The following is a 19,420-nucleotide window of genomic DNA, read 5'->3' on the forward strand; positions in this document are numbered from 1 at the left end:
CGCTCGAGGCCACGGCGGACGCACTCGGCGAGCTTCGCGAGGACGGCGATGTGAAAGCCGGAGACGTTCTCTTCAGCTGGCAGTGACTTCAGCGCCGAAGTTACGGCTGGTCGGAATCCATCGCGGCGGCTGGGCCCGCCGCTCTATCGGAGACGGGTGAAATGGAGACAACGCTGCGAGGCGTCGGCGTGAGCCACGGTGTGGCGATCGGCGAGGTCCGGCACATGGGTACGGCGGTCCTGGAGCCGCCGGCCAAGCAGATTCCGACGGAGGAGGCCGGGCGCGAACAGGGGCGCGCCCGCCAGGCCGTCGAAGCGGTGGCGGCCGATCTGATCGCGCGGGGCAATCTGGCGGGTGGTGAGGCGCAGCATGTGCTCGAGGCGCAGGCCATGATGGCGCAGGACCCGGAGCTGATGGCGGATGTGGACCGGCGTATCGCTGTCGGCAGCACCGCTGAGCGCGCGGTCTATGACGCGTTCGCCGCGTACCGGGCGCTGCTGGCGGGTGCCGGTGAGTATCTCGCGGGGCGGGTGGCGGACCTGGACGACGTGCGCAACCGAATCGTCGCCCGGCTGCTGGGCGTCCCGATGCCGGGCGTTCCGGACAGTGACGAGCCGTACGTCCTGATCGCGCGCGATCTCGCGCCTGCGGACACCGCTCTGCTGGACCCCACGCTGGTGCTCGGCTTCGTCACCGAGGAGGGCGGGCCGACCAGTCACAGCGCGATTCTCGCGCGGGCGCTCGGTGTGCCTGCTGTGGTGGCGCTGCCCGGGGCCGGCGAGCTGGCCGAGGGCACGGTCATCGCCGTGGACGGCAGCACCGGTGACATCTTTGTCGACCCGAGCCAGGAGAAGCGGGCCGAGCTGGAGTCTGCCGCCGCGGCCCGCAAGGCCGCGCTCGCCGCGTCCTCCGGTCCGGGCGCGACCTCGGACGGGCACAAGGTGCCGCTGCTCGCCAATGTCGGTGGTCCCGGTGACGTGCCGGCGGCGGTCGCGGCGGGCGCCGAGGGTGTGGGGCTGTTCCGTACGGAGTTCCTGTTCCTGGACGACAGCAAGCAGGCTCCGTCCGAGGAGAAGCAGGTCGAGGCCTACCGCAAGGTCCTGGAGGCGTTCCCCGAGGGCAGGGTCGTCGTGCGGGTACTCGATGCGGGTGCGGACAAACCGCTGGAGTTCCTGACGCCGGTGGATGAGCCCAATCCGGCCCTTGGTGTGCGGGGGCTGCGGGCTCTGCTCGACCACCCCGAGGTGCTGCGTACGCAGCTGACCGCGCTGGCCAGGGCTTCCGAGGGTCTGCCGGTGCATCTCGAGGTCATGGCTCCGATGGTGGCCGACCGGACCGACGCCAAGGCGTTCGCGGACGCGTGCCGTGCGGCGGGGTTGCGGGCGAAGTTCGGCGCGATGGTGGAGATTCCGTCCGCCGCGCTGCGTGCGCGTTCGATCCTGCAGGAGGTGGAGTTCCTGTCGCTGGGTACCAACGACCTGGCGCAGTACACCTTCGCGGCGGACCGTCAGGTCGGTGCCGTCTCGCGGCTGCAGGACCCTTGGCAGCCGGCGCTGCTCGACCTGGTCGCGGTTTCGGCCGAGGCGGCCAAGGCCGAGGGGAAGAGCTGTGGCGTCTGCGGCGAGGCCGCGTCGGACCCGCTGCTGGCGTGTGTGCTGACGGGCCTTGGCGTCACCAGCCTTTCCATGGGTGCGGCGTCGATTCCGTACGTGCGCGCCACGCTGGCGAAGCACACGCTGGCCCAGTGCGAGCGTGCCGCTGCCGCGGCTCGTGCCACCGACAGTGCCGAGGAGGCTCGGATGGCCGCGCAGGCGGTGCTGTCCGGCGAGTGACCGGGTGAGTACCGGGTGAGTGTTGTTCGCTGAGGGGCCTTCCGCCGGACCGGTGGAAGGCCCCTCAGTCGTTGCGCGGTCAGTGGGCGGCGGTCAGTGGTGGCGGTCGGATTCGTCGACGGTGAACCCTGCGCAGTACTCCACGCCAGGCTCGGGTGAGACGGGCTCTCCCGTGGTCGCGTCGGTGCAGTAGGCGCTGAAGACCTCACCGGCGGTGAGGGGTTGGAGCCTGCCGCGGTCCAGCTTCCAGCCGCGGACCCGGTCCCCGGTGCCTGGGCCGCTGGTCCGCAGCACTACTCCTCCGGGGCTCTCGACGGCGATTCCGGCGGCGAGGACGGTCACGAAGTCCAGGCCGTCGGCGTCGTCGAGGCGCACGGGACCGTCCGCCGGCCGTTCGGCGTGGAGGACGGCGAGGAGCTGTTCGTCTTCGGCCGGGACGCTGCACACGAGGTGGTGGGTGCCGGGTCCGGCCGCTTCGAGGAGGCGCATCAGAACTCGGGAGGCCTGCTCGAAGGCGGACCGGCCGATGTCCTCTCCGCAGTCCGCGCAGTTTCCCAGCCGGGCCAACAGCATCGTCGCGTACTCCCAGGTGGCCCGGCGGACCGCCTCGTTGATGAGGAGGGGGACGAGGCGGTCGATGGGCTGGCCGGTGTAGCGCAGGGCTGCTCCGCCGGCCGCGATCTCGGCGGTGAACCGGGTGCGGCTGGCGGCGGTGTCGGGGTCGAGCCCCGAGTCCGTGCAGAACTCTTCGAATTCCTCCGGGTCGAAGAGCGCGACGGTGGTGTGTACTCCTTGGGCGGCGAGTGACCGCAGCAGGCCGTCCATCTGGTGCAGGTAGGCCGCGTGGTCGTCGAAGGTGAAGGTGCGGTAGCGCGTCATGGCCGCGAAGTCCTGCTCGTCGGCCAGGAGGCCTACGGTGCTGGGCACTTCGCGGCGCAGTGTCCGCCGCATGCTGGTGGCTTGCTTCTGGTGCGCCATGACTCCCCCTGAGCGCGCTTGATCAATGCTCACTCAGCGTAACCAGGGGGACTGACATCGGCCGATACGGCGGGTCGGGGCTATCTCCGGGTGCGGGCGAGCTCCTCGTAGAAGCGCAGGAGTTCGAGGTTGTCGACGGAGCCCGGGTTGACCGCCTTCGCCAGGGCCGTGCCCTGGAGGAGGCGCTTGACCGGGACCTCGATGCGCTTGCCCGTGAGGGTGTGCGGGACGCCGGGGACCTCGATGATCTCGTCGGGTACGTGGCGGGGGGAGAGCTGTTCGCGGATCGTCTGCTTGATCCGCGAGCGGAGGCCGTCGTCGAGGGTCGCGCCCTCGGCGAGGTGTACGAAGAGCGGCATCCAGTAGCCGCCGTCCGGCTCTTCGAGGCCGATGACGAGGGATTCTCTGATCTCGGGGAGGCGCTCGACGGCCTCGTAGATGTCGGCGGAACCCATGCGGACGCCCTGGCGGTTCAGGGTGGAGTCGGAGCGGCCGTGGATGATCACCGAGCCGTGGTCGGTGATCGTGATCCAGTCGCCGTGCCGCCAGACGCCCGGGAACATCTCGAAGTAGCTGTCGCGGTAGCGGCTGCCGTCGGGGTCGTTCCAGAAGTGGATCGGCATGGAGGGCATGGGGTTGGTGACGACCAGTTCGCCGACCTCGCCGATGACGGGCTTGCCGTGCGGGTCCCAGGACTGCAGGTCGGTGCCGAGGCAGGGGGCCTGGAGTTCGCCGATGTGGACCGGGAGGGTGGGGACGGCCCCGGCGAAGCAGCTGCAGACGTCGGTTCCGCCGCTGACGGACGCGATCCAGAGGTCGTCGGCCACCTCGTCGTGCAGCCAGCGGAAGCCGTCGGGCGGGAGGGGCGAGCCGGTGGTCGCGACGCACTTCACGCGGGAGAGGTCGAAGTCGCGGGCCGGGTGGACGTCCGCCTTGCGGCAGGCCATGACGTACGCGGCGGAGGTGCCGTAGAGGGTGGCTCCGGTGCGTTCGGCGATGCGCCACTGGGCGGCGGTGTCGGGGTGGCCGGGGCTGCCGTCGTAGAGCACGACGGTGGTGCCGGTGAGCAGGCCGGAGACGAGGAAGTTCCACATCATCCAGCCGGTCGAGGTGTACCAGAAGAAGCGGTCCTCGGGACCGAGGTCGCAGTGCAGGCCGAGCTGCTTGAGGTGTTCGAGGAGGATGCCGCCCTGGGACTGGACGATGGCCTTGGGCAGGCCGGTCGTGCCGGAGGAGTACAGGACCCAGAGCGGGTGGTCGAACGGGACCTGCTCGAAGACCGGCTCGGTGTCCGCCGCGGTGACGGCGGACCATTCGAGGGTGCCCTCCGGGGCCGGCGTGCCGAGGAGGGGGATGTGGACCACGGCCCGCAGGGTCGGGAGCTCGCGGCGCAGTTCGGCGGCGGTCTCGGTGCGGTCGTGCTCCTTGCCGCCGTAGCGGTAGCCGTCGACCGTGAACAGGACGACTGGTTCGACCTGCTGGAAGCGGTCGAGCACGCTGCGGGCGCCGAAGTCGGGGGCGCAGGAGGTCCACACCGCGCCGACCGCGGCGGTGGCGAGGAGGGCGGTGACGGCCTGCGGGATGTTGGGGAGGTAGCCGCTGACCAGGTGGCCGGGGCGTACGCCGAGAGCGCGCAGTTCGGCGGCGAGCGCCCCGACCTGGCGGCGCAGCTCGGACCAGGTCACCGGCTGGGGGTCGTGTGTCTCGTCCACGTGGAGGAGGGCAGCGTCGTGCGCCCGGGCGGGGTCCTCGGCGGCGCGCAGGGCGTGCTCCGCGTAGTTGAGGGAGGCGCCGGGGAACCATTGGGCGCCGGGCATGGAACGGTCGGCGAGGACCGTCTCGTACGGGGTGGAGAACCGGACGTCGAACCACTCGGCGACGGCTTTCCAGAACGTGTCCAGTTCGTCGACCGACCAGCGGTGGAGTGCCGCGTAGCCGCCCCCGGCCGGTGCCCCGTACCGCTCGGCGGCCCAGCGCTGGAAGTGGGTGATCTTGGCATCGGCGATGCGGCCGGGGCCCGGCTCCCACAGGGGTCCGGGCTGCGGCACGCCCGCACTGTTCGTCGGTGTCGCTGAGGTCATTGGGTCGGCTCCCGGGCTCTACGGCTCTACGCGTCGTGTGCGTGTGTCTCCCGCGCACGCGATGGGTGTGCGCGCGACGCGGCTGACACGGACGATGCCATGTGATCGACTCCCGCACCAGGGCGGGCCACCCGGAGTCGGCCGTCCGAAGATGTGCGCTCACTACGGGTGAACGCCAGTTGAACGCGCCCCGCGCGCCGGGGAACGACTGGCAGGGTGAACGGCATGGACGGTCGTGAGCTGGTGCGTTCGGTGCGAGAGGTCGGTTCGGTACGAGGGCTGCGCGCGCTACGGGCGGCCTGGCGGCACCATCGCATGGACGCGGCCGAGCTGCCGGCCCGCGGGGCCGAGCGGGCCCGGGTGCCGGGGCCGGTGACCGGTGCCGAGCCCCGTCCGGGGGGTGGCGTGGTGCGCTTCGCACGGTCCGAGCTCGAGGTGGTCGTCGCGGCCGGCGGACCGGTCTTCTGGGGATGGGACGGGGCCGGCCCGACGCCCTCCTACGCGCTGGCGGGCGACCGGCCGGAGCCGGACCCGCGGGCCGTTCTGGAGCCGGACAAGGACGGCGGCTGGCAGGTGGTGTCGGAGCGGCTGACCGTCGCCGTCTCCCGGCACGGGGCGGTCGAGGTACGCACGCCGGGCGGGGTGGTGCTGCGACGGGAACTGCCGCCGCGCTGGTGGGAGCCGGCCGCCGGGGGCCCGGCGCGCTGGGTGCAGCCGTCCGAGGTACCGGCCGACGCCCGCTTCTTCGGACTGGGCGGACGGGCGTGCGGGCCCCGGCTTCGCGACGGCACGTACCGGCTGTGGAACACCGATCCGCGTGGCGGGTTCGAGCCGGGCGACGACCCGCTCTACATCACCATGCCGGTGGAGGTGGTGGTCGCCGACGCGGGGACCCACCTCATGTTCTACGACAACTCGTGGGACGGCCGGGTGACGCTGCGCGAGGGCGAGGAGGGCGCGGGCTCCGGACCCGACCGGCCCGGCACCAGCGAGCTGCGGATGGAAGGGGGGCCGCTGCGCTGCTGGGTGGTGGCCGGGACCCCGGCCCGCGTGCTGCGGGGCTGGGCGGCGCTCACCGGGGCGCCGGCACTGCCGCCGTCCTGGGCGCTGGGACACCACCATGCGCGGTGGGGGTTCGGGAGCGAGCGGGAGGTGCGCCGGACAGCGGCCGGCTACCGGGAGCGGGGGCTGCCGCTGTCGGCCGTACATCTGGACATCGACCACTACGACGAGCACCAGGTGTTCACCGTCGACCGCGAGCGGTTTCCCGACCTTCCGGGGCTGGCCGGGGAGCTGCGCGCGCAGGGGGTGCGGCTGGTGTCGATCGTGGATCCGGCGGTCAAGGCGGAGCCGGGCCGTCCGCTGTACGACAGTGGGGTGGCAGCCGGGGCATTCGTGCGGGACGCGCGTGGCCGGGAGGTGCGGGGCGTTGTCTGGCCGGGTGAGTGCGTGTATCCGGACTTCACGGATCCGGGGGTGCGGGGGTGGTGGGGCCGGCTGTACGAGGAGCGGTTGGCCCAGGGGTTCTCGGGGATCTGGCACGACATGAACGAGCCGGTGTCCTTCGCACCGTTCGGGGACATGACGCTGCCGCGCTCGGCCCGCCATGCCATGGACGGCGCCGGCGGCGACCACCGGGAGGCGCACAACGTGTACGGGCTGGCCATGGCGCGGGCCGGGTACGAGGGGTTGTGCCGGCTGCGTCCGCGGGAGCGGCCCTTCCTCTTCTCACGCTCCGGGTGGGCGGGCATGCAGCGGTACGGCGGCACCTGGTCCGGTGATGTGACGACCGGGTGGCCGGGGCTGCGGGCGTCGCTGTCGCTGGTGCTGGGGCTGGGCCTGTGCGGCGTACCGTACTCGGGGCCCGACGTCGGCGGGTTCAACGGGAGTCCGTCGCCCGAGCTGTATCTGCGCTGGTTCCAACTGGGCGCGTACCTGCCGCTGTTCCGTACCCACGCGGCGATCTGGGCGGGGCGCAGGGAGCCGTGGGAGTTCGGGCCGCAGGTGCTGGAGCATGCGCGGGCCGCGCTGGCCGAGCGGGAGCGGCTCCTTCCGTACTTCGTGACGCTCTCCCATCTGGCCCGGCGCACGGGCGCCCCCTATGTGCGCCCGGTGTGGTGGGATGCGCCGGAGGACCGGGCGCTGCGCGACTGCGAGGACGCGTTTCTGCTGGGCGACGCGCTGCTGGTGGCGCCGGTGCTGGAGAGCGGTACCGATCAGCGGGCGGTGCGCCTGCCGCGCGGCCGGTGGTACGACACGGTGACGGGCGAGGCGCACCAGGGGCCCGGGCAGGTGCTGCTCGATGCTCCGCTGTCGCGCGTTCCGGTGCTGGCGCGGGCCGGAGCGGTGCTGCCGGTGCGCGGGGAGGACGGCGGGCTCGAACTCGACGTGTGGGCGCCCGCGCCGGGTCGTACGGGCGGCGGGCTGGTGGTCAGGGACGCGGGGGACGGCTGGGAGCAGCCGGAGATCGAGCGCTTCACGACTCGGGTGGGCCCGGCCGGGGTGTCGGTGGAGCGGGAGGGCTGCGCGGAGGTCGGTCTTCCGGTGCGGGTGCGGGGTCTTCAGAGCTCCTGAGCGAAGTGTTCGTCAAGCTCGCCTGCTCGCTCAGCTGCCGGCGTCCCTGCGACCCACATTGCGTGAGGAGATCAAGACGCCTGCTTGCCCGCCCGCCACTCCGGTGCAAGCACCGACCAGACCTCCTCGTCGTGCCGCTTCCCCCGGTACAGGTGGCTCTCCCGCAGCACGCCGTCTTTCGTCATCCCGAGCCGCCGGGCCACCGCGATGCTGGCCTCATTCGCCGCCGAGACCCACCACTCCACGCGGTGGATGCCCCGCTCCTCGACGGCCCAATCGATGATCACGCGCGCGGCCCGGGTCACCAGACCCCTGCCCACCGCCGACGGCTCCAGCCAGCAGCCCGCCTCGGCGGTGCCCCGTTCGACGTCCATCGTCCGGAAGATGACCGCGCCGACCAGCTTGCCGTCCGTCCGGATGCCGTAGATCCGCCCGGCGTCGGCCGCAGTCTTGTCCGCGTACGCCTGGAGGAACGCCCGGCTCGAGTCCAGGTCCGTAACGACGTCGGGCAGCGCGTTGTGCTGCCCGATGAAATCCCGTCCTCGGTCCATGTGGGTCAGGAACTCCTCGGCCTGCCACGGTTCGAGCGGGCGCAGCTCCGCGCCGTCGTCGCCCAGGGATATCGCGTACATCGTCACCCTCCACGGTCGGAACCAGCGCACACGGCGAAGGGATCTTCTCACGGGCGGCGTCATGGGCGTCTGCGACGGCGTGGCACCTCCGGTGGGCTGACCGCCGGGAGTGGGAATGGTGCTCAGTGCGGGTGCTGGGCGGGGGCGTACTGGCCGTGGAACCAGGCGCGTACCGCTGCCGTGTGCAGTGGGAAGGCCAGGTCGGCCGGCTCACGCAGGAGGTGCCAGCCGGTGGTCTCGTCGGTGGGGGCGGTGGACGGCAGGTCGGCTGCCGACCGTTCCGGCAGCAGGCCGAAGAGGAGGAGGTGCCCCGCCGGGGAGCTCATGGCGTCGGCGAGCGTGACCTGGTCTCCCCCGGCGTCGATGCCGGTCTCCTCCCTGAGTTCGCGTACGACGGCGTGCCGCCAGTCCTCGCCGTGGTCGATGAAGCCGCCCGGCAGCGCGATTCCGCCACGCTGCGGCTCGATGGTGCGGGTGATGACGACGAGCGCGGCACCTTGATCGTCGTGTACGGGCAGCAGGGCGACGGCGACCGGGAGGGGATTGCGGTACACCGTGTCGCCGCAGGTGGAGCAGTACCGGGGCCAGCCGCTGTCGGCCGGGTACGGTGCTCCGCAGCTGGAGCAGTGGGAGTTCTTCACCGGAATCACTGGCACGCGCGGACTGTATCCGATCCCGCTCTCCCTGCGGGCAGTTGGACTGGCAGACGGAGGACCATGACACGACTCGCCGCTGTACTGCGACGCACCCTCGCGGTGGGCGCCGCCACCCTGCTCGCCGCTACGGCCCTTGCCCCGTCGGCCGAGGCGAAGCCCGAGCCCAAGGCGCCGAAGGAGTTCGTGGCGCTGCGCTCCGTGGACCCCACGATCATCCAGGAGATGCGGTACACCACCGCGCACAACTTCGTCGGTGAGCGGGTGGACGGCTACCGGCAGCCCGTCTGCATCCTCACCCGGCCCGCGGCGCAGGCGCTGCACCGGGCCCAGACGCAGCTGTTGCGCCAGGGCTACTCCCTCAAGGTGTACGACTGCTACCGGCCGCAGCGGGCCGTCGATCACTTCGTGCGCTGGGCGAAGGATCTTCAGGACGAGGGGATGAAGGCGGAGTTCCATCCCCATGTCGACAAGTCGCGGTTGTTCGCGGACGGTTACATCGCCGAGAGGTCCGGGCACAGCCGGGGGAGCACGGTCGATCTCACGCTGGTGATGCTGCCGGCCGCGCCGACCCGGCCGTACATCCCGGGCGAGCCACTGGTCCCCTGCTACGCCCCGCAGGCCGAGCGCTTCCCCGACAACTCCGTGGACATGGGCACGGGCTTCGACTGCTTCGACACGCTCTCACACACCGAGGACCCGCGTATCGCGGGCGAGCAGCGCGCCAACAGGCGGCTGCTCAAGAGCACCTTGGCGGGGCTGGGGTTCGTGAACCTGGCCGAGGAGTGGTGGCACTTCACGTACAAGCGGGAGCCGTTCCCGAGCACGTACTTCGACTTCCCGGTGTCCCGCCGCTCGGTCGCCGGGCATTGACATTTCGCCAGGGGTCGATCACCGCGCCGCAACTGATGTCGACCGCGGTGGCGGTCATGGCGCCCGCCGGGTCCGACGCCAGCAACGCGGCGGTGTCGGCGACTTCGTCCAGCGTCGGGGAACGCCGGGAGCAGAGCCTCCCGGCGCAACGGGCGGCCGGGACCACCCCCGTGGATTCCGGCCGCCCGTTCCTTCCTCTCGGACGTGGATCAGCCGTATCCGGTTCTCACGTCAGCGATTACGGTGCCCGTATGGAGCAACAGACCTTTGAGTCGTACGAGGAATTCTGGCCCTACTACGTGGCGATGCACTCCCGGGCCGCCACCCGCTGGGTCCACCTGACCGGGACCCTGACGGGTCTCGCGGTGACGGCGTACGGGCTGGCCCGCGGCCGGAAGCGGTACCTGGCGGCGCTGCCGCTCATCGGCTACGGCACCGCCTGGCCGGCGCACTTCTTCATCGAGAGGAACAACCCGGCCACCTTCGGGCATCCGGCCTGGTCGCTGCGGGGTGACGTGCAAATGATCCGGATGATGCTGGCCGGCCGGGACGCGGAGCTGGCGGAGACCGCCGCCAAGTGGCTCGCCGGGAACCGCTGACCCCATGGCTCGTTCGCGCGCTCTACGTGCGCCGCCGGATGGCAAACCAGGCTGATGCGCCACGAACAGCACGTGCTGTCATGGGCCTTGACGGTCTGTCACGAGCGGAGAACACTGCCTAGCCTGTCACTGCCCAGCCTGTCCCCGTCACCGGGAAGACCGGCGAGGCGGCCGGCAGGCTCACCACGCTCGTCACGGACGCCGGGCGGGGTACGGGACTCGCCTGCACGGACTCCCCTGCCTCCGGCTCCGTAGCCATGGGAACGCACCCTGCACGGAGGACCGGGGCCAGGGCCCCGGGCGAGGCCTAGGAGCCGCCATGAGCAATGGAGACATATTCGTCGGTGAGGTCATCGGCACTGCGATACTCATCCTCTTCGGCGCGGGCGTGTGCGCCGCCGTCACGCTCAACCACTCGAAGGCGAAGGGCGCGGGCTGGGTCGTCATCGCGTTCGGATGGGGGTTCGGTGTGCTGGCCGGGGCGTACACGGCGGCCCCGCTGTCCGGAGGACAGCTCAACCCCGCCGTGACCGTCGGCATCGCGGTCGACACCGGCGAATGGGACAAGGTCCCGCTGTACATGCTCGGCCAGATGGTGGGCGCGTTCCTCGGCGCGGTGCTCGCCTGGCTGCTCTACTACGCGCAGTTCGGGGCCAACGCGGACCAGGAGACGGCACTGCCCACGCTCGGCATCTTCGCCACCGCACCCGAGATCCGGAATCCGGTGGCCAACCTGGTGACGGAGATCATCGCGACGATGGCCCTGGTGCTGCCGGTGCTGGCCTTCGGCCTCACCAAGGGTCTGGGCGAATCCGGAACCGCGGTCCTGATCGTTGCGTTCCTGGTGGTCGGCATCGGGCTCTCGCTGGGCGGCCCCACCGGTTACGCGATCAACCCGGCGCGCGACCTCGGCCCGCGCATCGCGCACGCCGTGCTGCCGATACCCAACAAGGGCGGCTCGGACTGGAGTTACTCCTGGATCCCGGTGGCCGGACCGCTGATCGGAGCGGTGCTGGCCGGACTCATCTTCAACGCAGCCTTCTGACGAAGGGGACCCCATGACGGACAAGTTCGTCGCCGCAATCGATCAGGGCACCACGTCCAGCCGCTGCATCATCTTCAGCCAGGACGGTGCGATCGTCGCCGTCGACCAGCGCGAGCACCGCCAGATCTTCCCCAAGCCCGGCTGGGTGGAGCACGACGCCACCGAGATCTGGTCCAAGGTGCAGGCCGTGGTGGCCGGCGCGCTCGCCAAGGCGGGGCTGCGGGCCGATCAGCTCAGCGCGCTCGGCATCACCAACCAGCGCGAGACGACGGTGCTGTGGGACCGGGCGACCGGCAAGCCCGTACACAACGCGATCGTCTGGCAGGACACCCGTACAGCCGCGCTGTGCAACGAACTCGGCGGCACGGACGGGCAGGACCGGTTCCGCGAGGCCACTGGACTGCCGCTCGCCAGCTACTTCTCCGGACCCAAGGCCGCCTGGCTGCTCGACAACGTGCCGGGTCTGCGCGGCCGTGCCGAGCGCGGCGAGATCGCGTTCGGCACCATCGACTCCTGGCTGATCTGGAACCTCACCGGCGGTACGCAGGGTGGTGTGCATGTCACGGATGTGACGAACGCCGGGCGCACCATGCTGATGAACCTCGAGACGTTGCAGTGGGACGCCTCGATCCTCGCCGCGATGAACGTCCCCGAGGCGATCCTGCCGGAGATCAGGTCCTCCGCCGAGGTGTACGGGACGGCGGTCGGGCAGCTCGGCGGCGTGCCGGTCGCCTCCGCCCTCGGCGACCAGCAGGCGGCGATCTTCGGCCAGGCCTGCTACGAGACGGGAACGGCCAAGAACACGTACGGGACGGGCAGTTTCCTGCTGCTCAACACCGGTAACCGGCCGGTTCCTTCGAAGAACGGCCTGCTGACGACCATGGGCTACCAGCTCGGCGGCGAGGCACCCGTCTACTGCCTCGAAGGGTCGATCGCTATCACCGGGGCGCTGGTCCAGTGGTTCCGGGACCAGCTCGGGATCATCCGCAGCGCCGACGAGATCGAGACGCTGGCGGCGAGCGTCGACGACAACGGCGGCGCGTACATCGTGCCCGCGTTCTCCGGGCTGTTCGCCCCGTACTGGCGCTCCGACGCCCGCGGTGTGATCACCGGCCTGACCCGGTACGTCACCAAGGCGCACCTCGCGCGTGCGGTGCTGGAGGCGACGAGCTGGCAGACGCGGGAGGTCGTGGACGCGATGTACCAGGACTCCGGCGTCCCGATCACCATTCTCAAGGTGGACGGTGGCATGACCGGCAACAATCTGCTGATGCAGCACCAGGCGGATGTGCTCGGTGTGCCGGTGGTCCGGCCCCGGGTCTCGGAGACCACCTGCCTGGGCGCGGCGTACGCGGCCGGGCTGGCCACCGGGGTGTGGTCGGACCTCGACGAGCTGAAGGCGCACTGGCAGAAGGATGCCGAGTGGTCTCCGCGCATGGAGGCGCCGGAGCGCGACCGCGAGTACCACAACTGGCGCAAGGCGGTGGAGCGGAGCTTCGGCTGGCAGGAGGACGGCATCGGGTAGTCGGGAAACCCCCATGGCCGCGGCCCGTACCCCAGTCGGTGGGGGTACGGGCCGTGCGGGGTGTGCGCGTGGCCGGTGCGGGCCCGGCCCGGGTCAGGTCGTGGCGGGCTGGCGGCGAGCGCTGGCGAGGTTCATGGCGTGCTGGACGACGGCCACCAGTACCTCCTTCGCGGACTCGCGGTTGCGCGCGTCGCACATCAGCACCGGGACCTCCGGGTCCAGGTCGAGCGCCGAGCGCACGGTGTCACCGGGGTAACGGTCCGCCCCGTCGAAGCAGTTGACGGCGACCGTGAAGGGGATGGAGCGCCGCTCGAAGTAGTCGACGGCGGCGAAGCAGTCCTCCAGCCGGCGGGTGTCGGCGAGTACGACCGCGCCCAGCGCACCCTGCGCCAGCTCGTCCCAGAGGAACCAGAACCGGTCCTGTCCGGGGGTGCCGAACAGGTAGAGCACCAGGTCCTCGCGGAGCGTGATGCGGCCGAAGTCCATGGCGACGGTGGTGGTCGTCTTGGCCTCGACGCCCTCGGTGTCGTCCACGGGACGGCCGACCTCGGTGAGCATCTCCTCGGTACGCAGCGGCTTGATCTCGCTGACCGCGCCCACCAGGGTCGTCTTGCCCACGCCGAAGCCGCCCGCGACCAGGATCTTGAGGGTCACGGGTTCCACAGGAGGCTTGGTGCGGCTAAAGCGCCCGAAGCCCATTGATCACCTCACGGAGGATGGATTCGTCCGGCAGCTCGGCCGGCGGTACGGGACGGGTGACATGGACCAGCTGGTCCTCGACCAGGTCCCCGATCAGGACCCGGACCACTCCGACGGGGACGTCGAGTTCCGCGGCGAGCTCCGCCACGGACTGCGGCGCCCCTCTGCAGAGGCCGACGATGTCGACGTGCTCAGGGGACAGGGTCTGATCCCTGGCGGGATCATCGGCGGCCGGTTCGGCGACGACGACCGCGATCAGGTCGAGGCGGTGCTGGCCCGCGCTGCTGGTACGGCCCCGCGTCATCGCGTACGGACGGACGACGGGACCGGCGTCGTCGTCGAACCAGTGGGACGGCTGCTGACCTGATTCGCTCATACCGTCCCACTCACCCTCCGGCGGACAGCCCGGCGCGTGGAGCGGTTGTCAGGTGGGCGCCCACCCGCTTGACCATCAGCGTCATCTCGTACGCGACCTGGCCCACGTCGGAGTCCGCGTCCGACAGCACCGCAAGGCAGCTGCCGTCACCGGCGGCGGTGACGAAGAGGAAGGCGTCGTCCAGCTCCACGACGGTCTGCCGGACCTTTCCGGCCTCGAAGTGCCGGCCGACGCCCTTGGCGAGGCTGTGGAATCCGGAGGCGACGGCGGCCAGGTGCTCGCCGTCCTCGCGGGTCAGTTCCTTGGAGGTGCCGGTGGGGAGCCCGTCGCCGGAGAGCACCACCGCCTTGCGGATGCTGCCGACTCGGTCGACCAGCTCGTCGAGCAGCCAGTTGAGCTCGCCGGAACCCCTGGTGGTGGCGTCCTGCGCTGCGGTCTGCGGTGCGGTCATCGACCGTCCCTTTCCGATGTGGTTCGTTGTGCGGTCTCGCCCCGGCTGGTGTCGCCTTCGGCGTTGTGCTGCCGGCCGCGCTGCCAACCGCGCTGGAGCGAGGCCATCCTGCTGCGTACTTCGTCGGCGTCCCGGTCGGCGTCGGATGCGGCTTCGTCGCCGTCCTGGCCGGTCCGGGGTGCGGGGCCGGCCTTGAGCTGGGGTGCGAGGCTGGCCTGGCGGACGCGCCGGGGCAGCCCGCCGGCCTCGCGTACCGGAGCGGCTGGTTCGGGCGCGACCGGTTCCGGGGCGCCGTGGTCCGGGGCCACTGCGGCGACCGGTCGACGCGCTACGCGGCGGCCGTGCTCGGCCACCAGTGTGGGCGGCCTGCGCCTGGGCAGGGGGACGGCCGCGCCCGCCCGCGTGGACTCCGGATCGCTCAGGCCGCCGCCCGTGCCGGAGTCGGAGGCGTGCTGGTGCTGCTCGCCGGCCGGGCCGGAGCCACGGCCCCGGGCGCGGAAGATCCCGCCGCGCTCGCTCTCGGTGTCCTCCAGGTCGCCCAAGTCACCCAGGTCGCCCAGGGGAGCTTCGAGTTCGACCGGCCCGTCCAGTACGCCGGCGGGGCCGGTGATCCCACCGGCGCGGACCTCGGTGAGGCCGGCGAGCCGGGCGGCGGTGCCGTTGCGGCGGGCCCCGGCCGCGGCGGACGCGGACGAGGTGCGGTCCAGCCGGAATCCGATGCCCTCGGTTTCGGGTGCATCGGTCAGCAGCGCCGCCGGGATGAACACCACCGCGGTGGTGCCTCCGTACGGCGAGGGCTGCAGCGAGACGCGGACGTTCTGGCGCTGGGCGAGGCGGCTGACCACGAAGAGGCCGAGCCGGTCGGTGTCGGAGAGTTCGAACTCGGGGGTCTCGGCGAGACGGAGGTTCGCGTCGAGGAGGGCGTCGGCGGCCATACCGAGGCCGCGGTCGTGAATCTCCAGCGTGAAGCCGTTGGCCACCCGCTCGCCGTGCACCTGGACGGCGGTGTGCGGGGGCGAGAACACCGTGGCGTTCTCGAGCAGTTCCGCGATCAGGTGGGTGAGGTCGGCGACCGCCGGGCCGCCGACCCCCAGGCGCGGCAGTCTGCGTACCTCGATGCGCTCGTAGTCCTCGACCTCGGCGACCGCGGCCCGTACGACGTCCATCAGCTGGACCGGCTTGCGCCACTGCCGGGACGGGGCGGCGCCGGAGAGGATCACCAGACCCTCGGCGTGCCGGCGCATACGGGTGGTGAGGTGGTCGAGACGGAACAGGTCGGCGAGTTCGTCGGTGTCCTCGGTACGGCGCTCCATCGTGTCCAGGAGCGTGAGCTGGCGGTGCAGCAGGACCTGGTTGCGGCGGGCGAGGTTGACGAAGACCTCGGAGACTCCGCGCCGCATGTCGGCCTGCTTGACGGCTGCTTCGACGGCGGCCCGCTGGAGCGTGTTGAGGGCCTGGCCGACCTGGCCGACCTCGTCCTTCTCGAATTCGAGGCGCGGTGCCTCGGTCTCGACGTCGACGTGTTCGCCCGCAGCCAGCCTGCGCATCACGCTGGGCAGCCGGACGCCGGACACTTCGTGCGCGTCCTTGCGCAGCCGTGACAGGTCGCGGATCAGGTCGCGGCCGATGCGTACGGAGAGGATCAGGGACACCACGAGGGCGACGAAGCCGAGCACACCGGCGATACCCGCCTTGACGAGGACGTTGACGGCGACGGGCTCGACGCGGTTCTGGTAGCGGTCTCCCGCCGCGGTGCCCATCTCGGCGAGGTCGTCGAGTACGGGATCGGCGGCCGCCTCCCAGCGTTCGAGGCCCACCGCGCGCGGTTTCTTGGTGGCGCCGGCGGCGATCACGCTCTCCTCGGCCTCGCGCAGGGGCTTGGTCTCGGGGCTGCGCCAGTACTGCTCGAAGACCTCGCGGTCGTCGGCCGGGAGGATGGCCAGGTTGAACTCGTAGAGCAGGGTGCGGTTCGCGACGAGGTCGGAGATGAGCCGCACGTCCTGGTCGGTGAATCGTTTCGCGGCGAGCGCCGAGGCGAGTACGGCGTCCTCACGGGACAACACCTCGCGGGCGCGGGTGATACCGACGAGCGCGCGGCCCTGCTTGTCCATCTCCACGTTCTCCAGGGCATGGAGATTCATGAGGAATGCGTAGCAGGGGTCGATCAGGCGGTTGTAGAGCTCGAGTGCCTGCTCCCGGTCGACCACACTCTTGTCCACGGACATGCGCAGCGAGGTGATTCCGTCGAAGGCCTCGAGGATGGAGGCGAGGCGGCGCCCGACGTCGGGGCGCATCTCCTCACTGACGTCCGGGTCCTGGGCGTTCGCCTTCATGTCCGCGACGGCCTTGTCGGTCGCGGCCCGTCGGCTGTTCAGCGCGGAGAGGGCATCGGCGGTTCTGGGGTCGCCGAGGTAGACGAGTGTCTGGCGGCGCTCCTTCTGGATGACCCGGACCACGTCCTCGACGGGGTAGCCGACTTTCTCGACGACATAGGCCACGTCGAGCAGTTGGCCGGCCTCGCGCCCGGTGAGAACCGTGGCGAAACCCCACAATGCGGTCAAAGAGACGAGCGGTACCAGCAGCAACGCCACGATCTTCCGGCGGATGGACTTCCCGCGAAAGCGCATGGCCTCCCCCAGCTCAACCCCGCCGCGCGGGGTAGGTGTTCCGTCAATAAACGGCGTGAGCCTACTACTGCCGCACAGACAACTCGAAGGCACGTCCGGACTTTTTCGGCCGCCACACGGAACGATGATCACGAGTTGTCCGTTAGTTCCGGGACGGCGCCGTCCTGAATGTGCTGTATGGCACCTGGTGTGGTGTCAGATCTCCCACATGGATGGATGGCTGGAATTCTACGGTCCGCGGGAATCCTCTGCGGCTGCCGTTCGTCTACCTGTACGGGGCACGGGGGAGTAAATGCGCCAGTTGCGTCGTTTGCGGCGTGGAGTGCGGCGTAAACATGCGCAATCCGGGCAGCCACCTAGGAGTTGAGCGGAACCGCACGGTGGGGAGAAGGACCAATGGCCACGGGCACGGGCACGGGTGAGAGCACGGATTTTGCGGACGTCACGCGATCGCTTTGGGTGGATGAGCCTGTGGCGCGCAGGCGCCTGCCGGATCCCGTGCGTACGGCTGCCGTGCGCGCCGTACTGATAGTGGCGTTGACACTGATGCAGGCGGTGATCGCCTTCCTGTGCACCGTCGTCGGGTCGTGGCTGGCGTTTCCGATGGTGCTCAGCAGTGTGGCGAGTACGGTCGTGGCCACGTGGGGCGTGCTGGATGTGTGGGTGACCCGCCAGGTGTGGAACCAGCGCAACGGCGTGGTGTCCGTCCCGAGCAGTACGGCCCGCCGGATGCGCCGGGAGCGGCGGCAGGCCCGCCGGACCGCCCGCATACGGGAACGGAGCCCGCGCCCGCTGTCGCGGGCCTGACGCCACGGACGACGAGGCTCAGGCGACCGCGTCGGCGGACGGCGAGGGCTCCACATGGATCACCCCGTCGATGACCTGCACCCGATGGGTCCGCACCGGCCGGCGGGCCGGCAGACACACCGCCTCGCCGGTGCGCAGATCGAACTGGGCGGCGTGCAGCGGGCATTCCACGTAGCAGCCCTCGAGCCAGCCGTCCGCGAGTGAGGCGTCCTGGTGGGTGCACGTGTCGTCGATGGCGTACAGCTCGCCGTCGGCGTTGAAGACGGCGAGGGGCGGGGCGGTGTCGAGGCGTACGGCCTCGCCCGAGGGAAGATCATCGACGTGGCAGACCGGAATCATTTCGTCCCCCTCGGGTCGGTCGGTGCGCATCAGAATCGGCAGCGGCGGGTGCGGTCGTCAAGGTGGTCCCGGGGTGGTTCTTCCAGAGGCGCCGGGACGGCCGAGTTCAGCCCCGGCACCCTTTGCCGCCTGCTAACCCGCTGGTATTGAAAGTGACTTGAGAACTCCGGAGGGCCCCGACCGCCTGACCCGCTCGTCTCGCCGCCCAGTGCACCGGATTCGAGGAGGGACATGTCCAGGACGTCCACACACACCGCCCGCCTGGTCGTCATCGGCGCCGGCATCGTCGGCTGCTCGCTGGCCGACGAGCTGACCGCCCGCGGCTGGTCCCATGTGACCGTGCTGGACCAGGGGCCGCTGCCCGCCCCCGGCGGGTCCACGTCGCACGCGCCCGGCCTGGTCTTCATGACCAACCCTCCCGGACGATGACGGAGTTCGCCGCGTACACGGTGCGGATGTTCTCATCGCTGGAGGCCGACGGTCAGCGGGGGTTCCTGCCGGCCGGCGGACTGGAGGTCGCGACCACCCCCGAACGCTGGTCGGACCTGCACCGCAAGACCGGGCTGGCCGCGTCCTGGGGCGTAAGGTCGGAGCTCCTGACCCCGCGCCGGTGCGCCGAACTGTGGCCGCTGCTCGACCCCGGCCGGCTCCTCGGCGGGTTCTCCACGCCGGACGACGGTCTGGCCCGTGCCGTCCTCGCCTCGCAGGCGCAGCGCGGGAGCGCCGAGGCGCGCGGCGCCCGATTCCTGGACCGGCACACGGTCACCGGAATCGATCAGTCGGGAGGGCGGGTCAGCGGTGTCGTGACCGACCGCGGCACGTTCCCCGCCGACATCGTGGTCTGTGCCGCCGGCTTCTGGGGGCCGGTGATCGGGCGGATGGCCGGGGTGTCCGTACCGCTGCTGCCGCTCGCGCACCAGTACGTGCGGACCGCGCCCCTCCCGCGCCTGGGCGGGGCGCGCGCCGAGGCGAGCTCTGGGAGCGCGGATGTGGGACACGCTGTGGGAGGCCGGCCGGGAGCACGGCGTGATCGCCGCCGGGCGCAGTGCGTTCAACAGTCTGCGTCTGGAGAAGGGGTACCGGGCGTGGGGCCAGGACATGACCGCGGAGGACTCTCCGTACGAAGCGGGCCTGGGATTCGCCGTGCGGACGGACAAGGGCGACTTCACCGGCAGGGCCGAGCTGGAGCGCCGTCCGGTGGCGCGCCGGCTGGCCTGCCTCGCCCTCGACGATCCGGCGGCGGTGGTGCTGGGCAAGGAGCCGGTGTACGTGGGCGGGGAACCCGCCGGTTATGTCACCAGCGCCGGGTACGGCTACACGGTCGGCCGT

17 protein-coding genes and 2 pseudogenes (1 of these 19 running past the window's edge) are annotated in these 19,420 nt (G+C 71.1%); 10 read left to right on the forward strand and 9 right to left on the reverse strand.

What is annotated here, in order from left to right:
* Together NLX86_RS01950 and ptsP are read left to right on the forward strand one after the other, a co-directional pair.
* Positions 1-86, forward strand: the 3' end of a protein-coding gene (locus NLX86_RS01950; protein ID WP_254369791.1) for a PTS glucose transporter subunit IIA. The gene continues 364 nt to the left of window position 1, outside the view; 86 of the gene's 450 nt are visible here — the last part of the coding sequence; the start codon falls outside the window, past its left edge; its stop codon occupies positions 84-86.
* Positions 87-161: 75 nt separating this feature from the next.
* The gene (ptsP, locus tag NLX86_RS01955) at positions 162-1,832 is read left to right on the forward strand and encodes a phosphoenolpyruvate--protein phosphotransferase (protein WP_254369792.1); all 1,671 of its coding nucleotides are present in this window, start codon (positions 162-164) and stop codon (positions 1,830-1,832) included.
* Positions 1,833-1,925: 93 nt separating this feature from the next.
* On the opposite strand, the gene NLX86_RS01960 is transcribed toward ptsP, so the two are convergent.
* Positions 1,926-2,810 carry a hypothetical protein gene (locus NLX86_RS01960; RefSeq protein WP_254369793.1) on the reverse strand — a complete coding sequence of 295 codons (885 nt, stop codon included), beginning with the start codon at positions 2,808-2,810 and terminating at the stop codon, positions 1,926-1,928.
* An 80-nt stretch (positions 2,811-2,890) separates the two neighbouring features.
* Positions 2,891-4,891 (reverse strand): acetoacetate--CoA ligase, encoded by a 2,001-nt coding sequence (locus NLX86_RS01965; protein WP_254369794.1) that lies wholly within the window; start codon positions 4,889-4,891, stop codon positions 2,891-2,893.
* Positions 4,892-5,116: 225 nt separating this feature from the next.
* On the opposite strand from NLX86_RS01965, the gene NLX86_RS01970 reads away from it, so the two are divergent.
* Complete coding sequence (locus NLX86_RS01970; protein ID WP_254369795.1) at positions 5,117-7,465, forward strand: glycoside hydrolase family 31 protein; 2,349 nt, start codon at positions 5,117-5,119, stop codon at positions 7,463-7,465.
* A 71-nt stretch (positions 7,466-7,536) separates the two neighbouring features.
* On the opposite strand, the gene NLX86_RS01975 is transcribed toward NLX86_RS01970, so the two are convergent.
* Both NLX86_RS01975 and NLX86_RS01980 read right to left on the reverse strand, forming a co-directional pair.
* Positions 7,537-8,097: a GNAT family N-acetyltransferase gene (locus NLX86_RS01975; RefSeq protein ID WP_254369796.1), complete on the reverse strand. Its 561-nt coding sequence runs from the start codon at positions 8,095-8,097 to the stop codon at positions 7,537-7,539.
* A 122-nt stretch (positions 8,098-8,219) separates the two neighbouring features.
* The gene (locus NLX86_RS01980) at positions 8,220-8,753 is read right to left on the reverse strand and encodes an NUDIX domain-containing protein (protein ID WP_308409535.1); all 534 of its coding nucleotides are present in this window, start codon (positions 8,751-8,753) and stop codon (positions 8,220-8,222) included.
* A gap of 60 nt (positions 8,754-8,813) precedes the next feature.
* On the opposite strand from NLX86_RS01980, the gene NLX86_RS01985 reads away from it, so the two are divergent.
* From NLX86_RS01985 to glpK, 4 genes are all read left to right on the forward strand, one after another.
* The gene (locus tag NLX86_RS01985; RefSeq protein WP_254369797.1) at positions 8,814-9,623 is read left to right on the forward strand and encodes a M15 family metallopeptidase; all 810 of its coding nucleotides are present in this window, start codon (positions 8,814-8,816) and stop codon (positions 9,621-9,623) included.
* Positions 9,624-9,874: 251 nt separating this feature from the next.
* Positions 9,875-10,222, forward strand: coding sequence for a DUF962 domain-containing protein (locus NLX86_RS01990; protein ID WP_254369798.1), 348 nt, complete (start codon positions 9,875-9,877; stop codon positions 10,220-10,222).
* A 319-nt stretch (positions 10,223-10,541) separates the two neighbouring features.
* Entirely contained in the window at positions 10,542-11,267 is a 726-nt protein-coding gene (locus tag NLX86_RS01995; protein WP_254369799.1) for an MIP/aquaporin family protein, read from the forward strand.
* Positions 11,268-11,280: 13 nt separating this feature from the next.
* Complete coding sequence (gene glpK, locus NLX86_RS02000) at positions 11,281-12,792, forward strand: glycerol kinase GlpK (RefSeq protein WP_254369800.1); 1,512 nt, start codon at positions 11,281-11,283, stop codon at positions 12,790-12,792.
* A 93-nt stretch (positions 12,793-12,885) separates the two neighbouring features.
* Here glpK and NLX86_RS02005 read toward each other — a convergent pair whose 3' ends face one another.
* The 4 genes from NLX86_RS02005 to NLX86_RS02020 are packed head-to-tail and all read right to left on the reverse strand — an operon-like array spanning position 12,886 to position 16,945.
* Complete coding sequence (locus NLX86_RS02005) at positions 12,886-13,491, reverse strand: ATP/GTP-binding protein (RefSeq protein ID WP_254369801.1); 606 nt, start codon at positions 13,489-13,491, stop codon at positions 12,886-12,888.
* Positions 13,472-13,867 carry a DUF742 domain-containing protein gene (locus NLX86_RS02010; RefSeq protein WP_254369802.1) on the reverse strand — a complete coding sequence of 132 codons (396 nt, stop codon included), beginning with the start codon at positions 13,865-13,867 and terminating at the stop codon, positions 13,472-13,474. The genes NLX86_RS02005 and NLX86_RS02010 overlap by 20 nt, the downstream gene beginning before the upstream one ends.
* A 10-nt stretch (positions 13,868-13,877) precedes the next feature.
* Positions 13,878-14,318 (reverse strand): roadblock/LC7 domain-containing protein, encoded by a 441-nt coding sequence (locus NLX86_RS02015; RefSeq protein ID WP_254369803.1) that lies wholly within the window; start codon positions 14,316-14,318, stop codon positions 13,878-13,880.
* Positions 14,315-16,945, reverse strand: a complete 2,631-nt coding sequence (locus NLX86_RS02020; RefSeq protein WP_254369804.1) for a nitrate- and nitrite sensing domain-containing protein — start codon at positions 16,943-16,945, stop codon at positions 14,315-14,317. Before NLX86_RS02020 ends, NLX86_RS02015 begins: the two co-directional genes overlap by 4 nt.
* 396 nt (positions 16,946-17,341) lie before the next feature.
* Between NLX86_RS02020 and NLX86_RS02025 the strand changes: the two genes are divergently transcribed.
* Positions 17,342-17,752, forward strand: a complete 411-nt coding sequence (locus NLX86_RS02025; RefSeq protein ID WP_254369805.1) for a hypothetical protein — start codon at positions 17,342-17,344, stop codon at positions 17,750-17,752.
* Between the two features lie 18 nt (positions 17,753-17,770).
* On the opposite strand, the gene NLX86_RS02030 is transcribed toward NLX86_RS02025, so the two are convergent.
* Positions 17,771-18,091 (reverse strand): bifunctional 3-phenylpropionate/cinnamic acid dioxygenase ferredoxin subunit, encoded by a 321-nt coding sequence (locus NLX86_RS02030; RefSeq protein ID WP_254370075.1) that lies wholly within the window; start codon positions 18,089-18,091, stop codon positions 17,771-17,773.
* Positions 18,092-18,322: 231 nt separating this feature from the next.
* On the opposite strand from NLX86_RS02030, the pseudogene NLX86_RS34940 reads away from it, so the two are divergent.
* Both NLX86_RS34940 and NLX86_RS34945 read left to right on the forward strand, forming a co-directional pair.
* Positions 18,323-18,981 (forward strand): annotated as a pseudogene (locus NLX86_RS34940) (NAD(P)/FAD-dependent oxidoreductase); the annotation flags it as partial.
* Positions 18,982-19,078: 97 nt separating this feature from the next.
* Positions 19,079-19,360: pseudogene (locus tag NLX86_RS34945) on the forward strand (sarcosine dehydrogenase); the annotation flags it as partial.
* Positions 19,361-19,420 lie beyond the last annotated feature (60 nt).

This window comes from Streptomyces sp. A3M-1-3, from assembly GCF_024213665.1.
Lineage (GTDB): Bacteria > Actinomycetota > Actinomycetes > Streptomycetales > Streptomycetaceae > Streptomyces.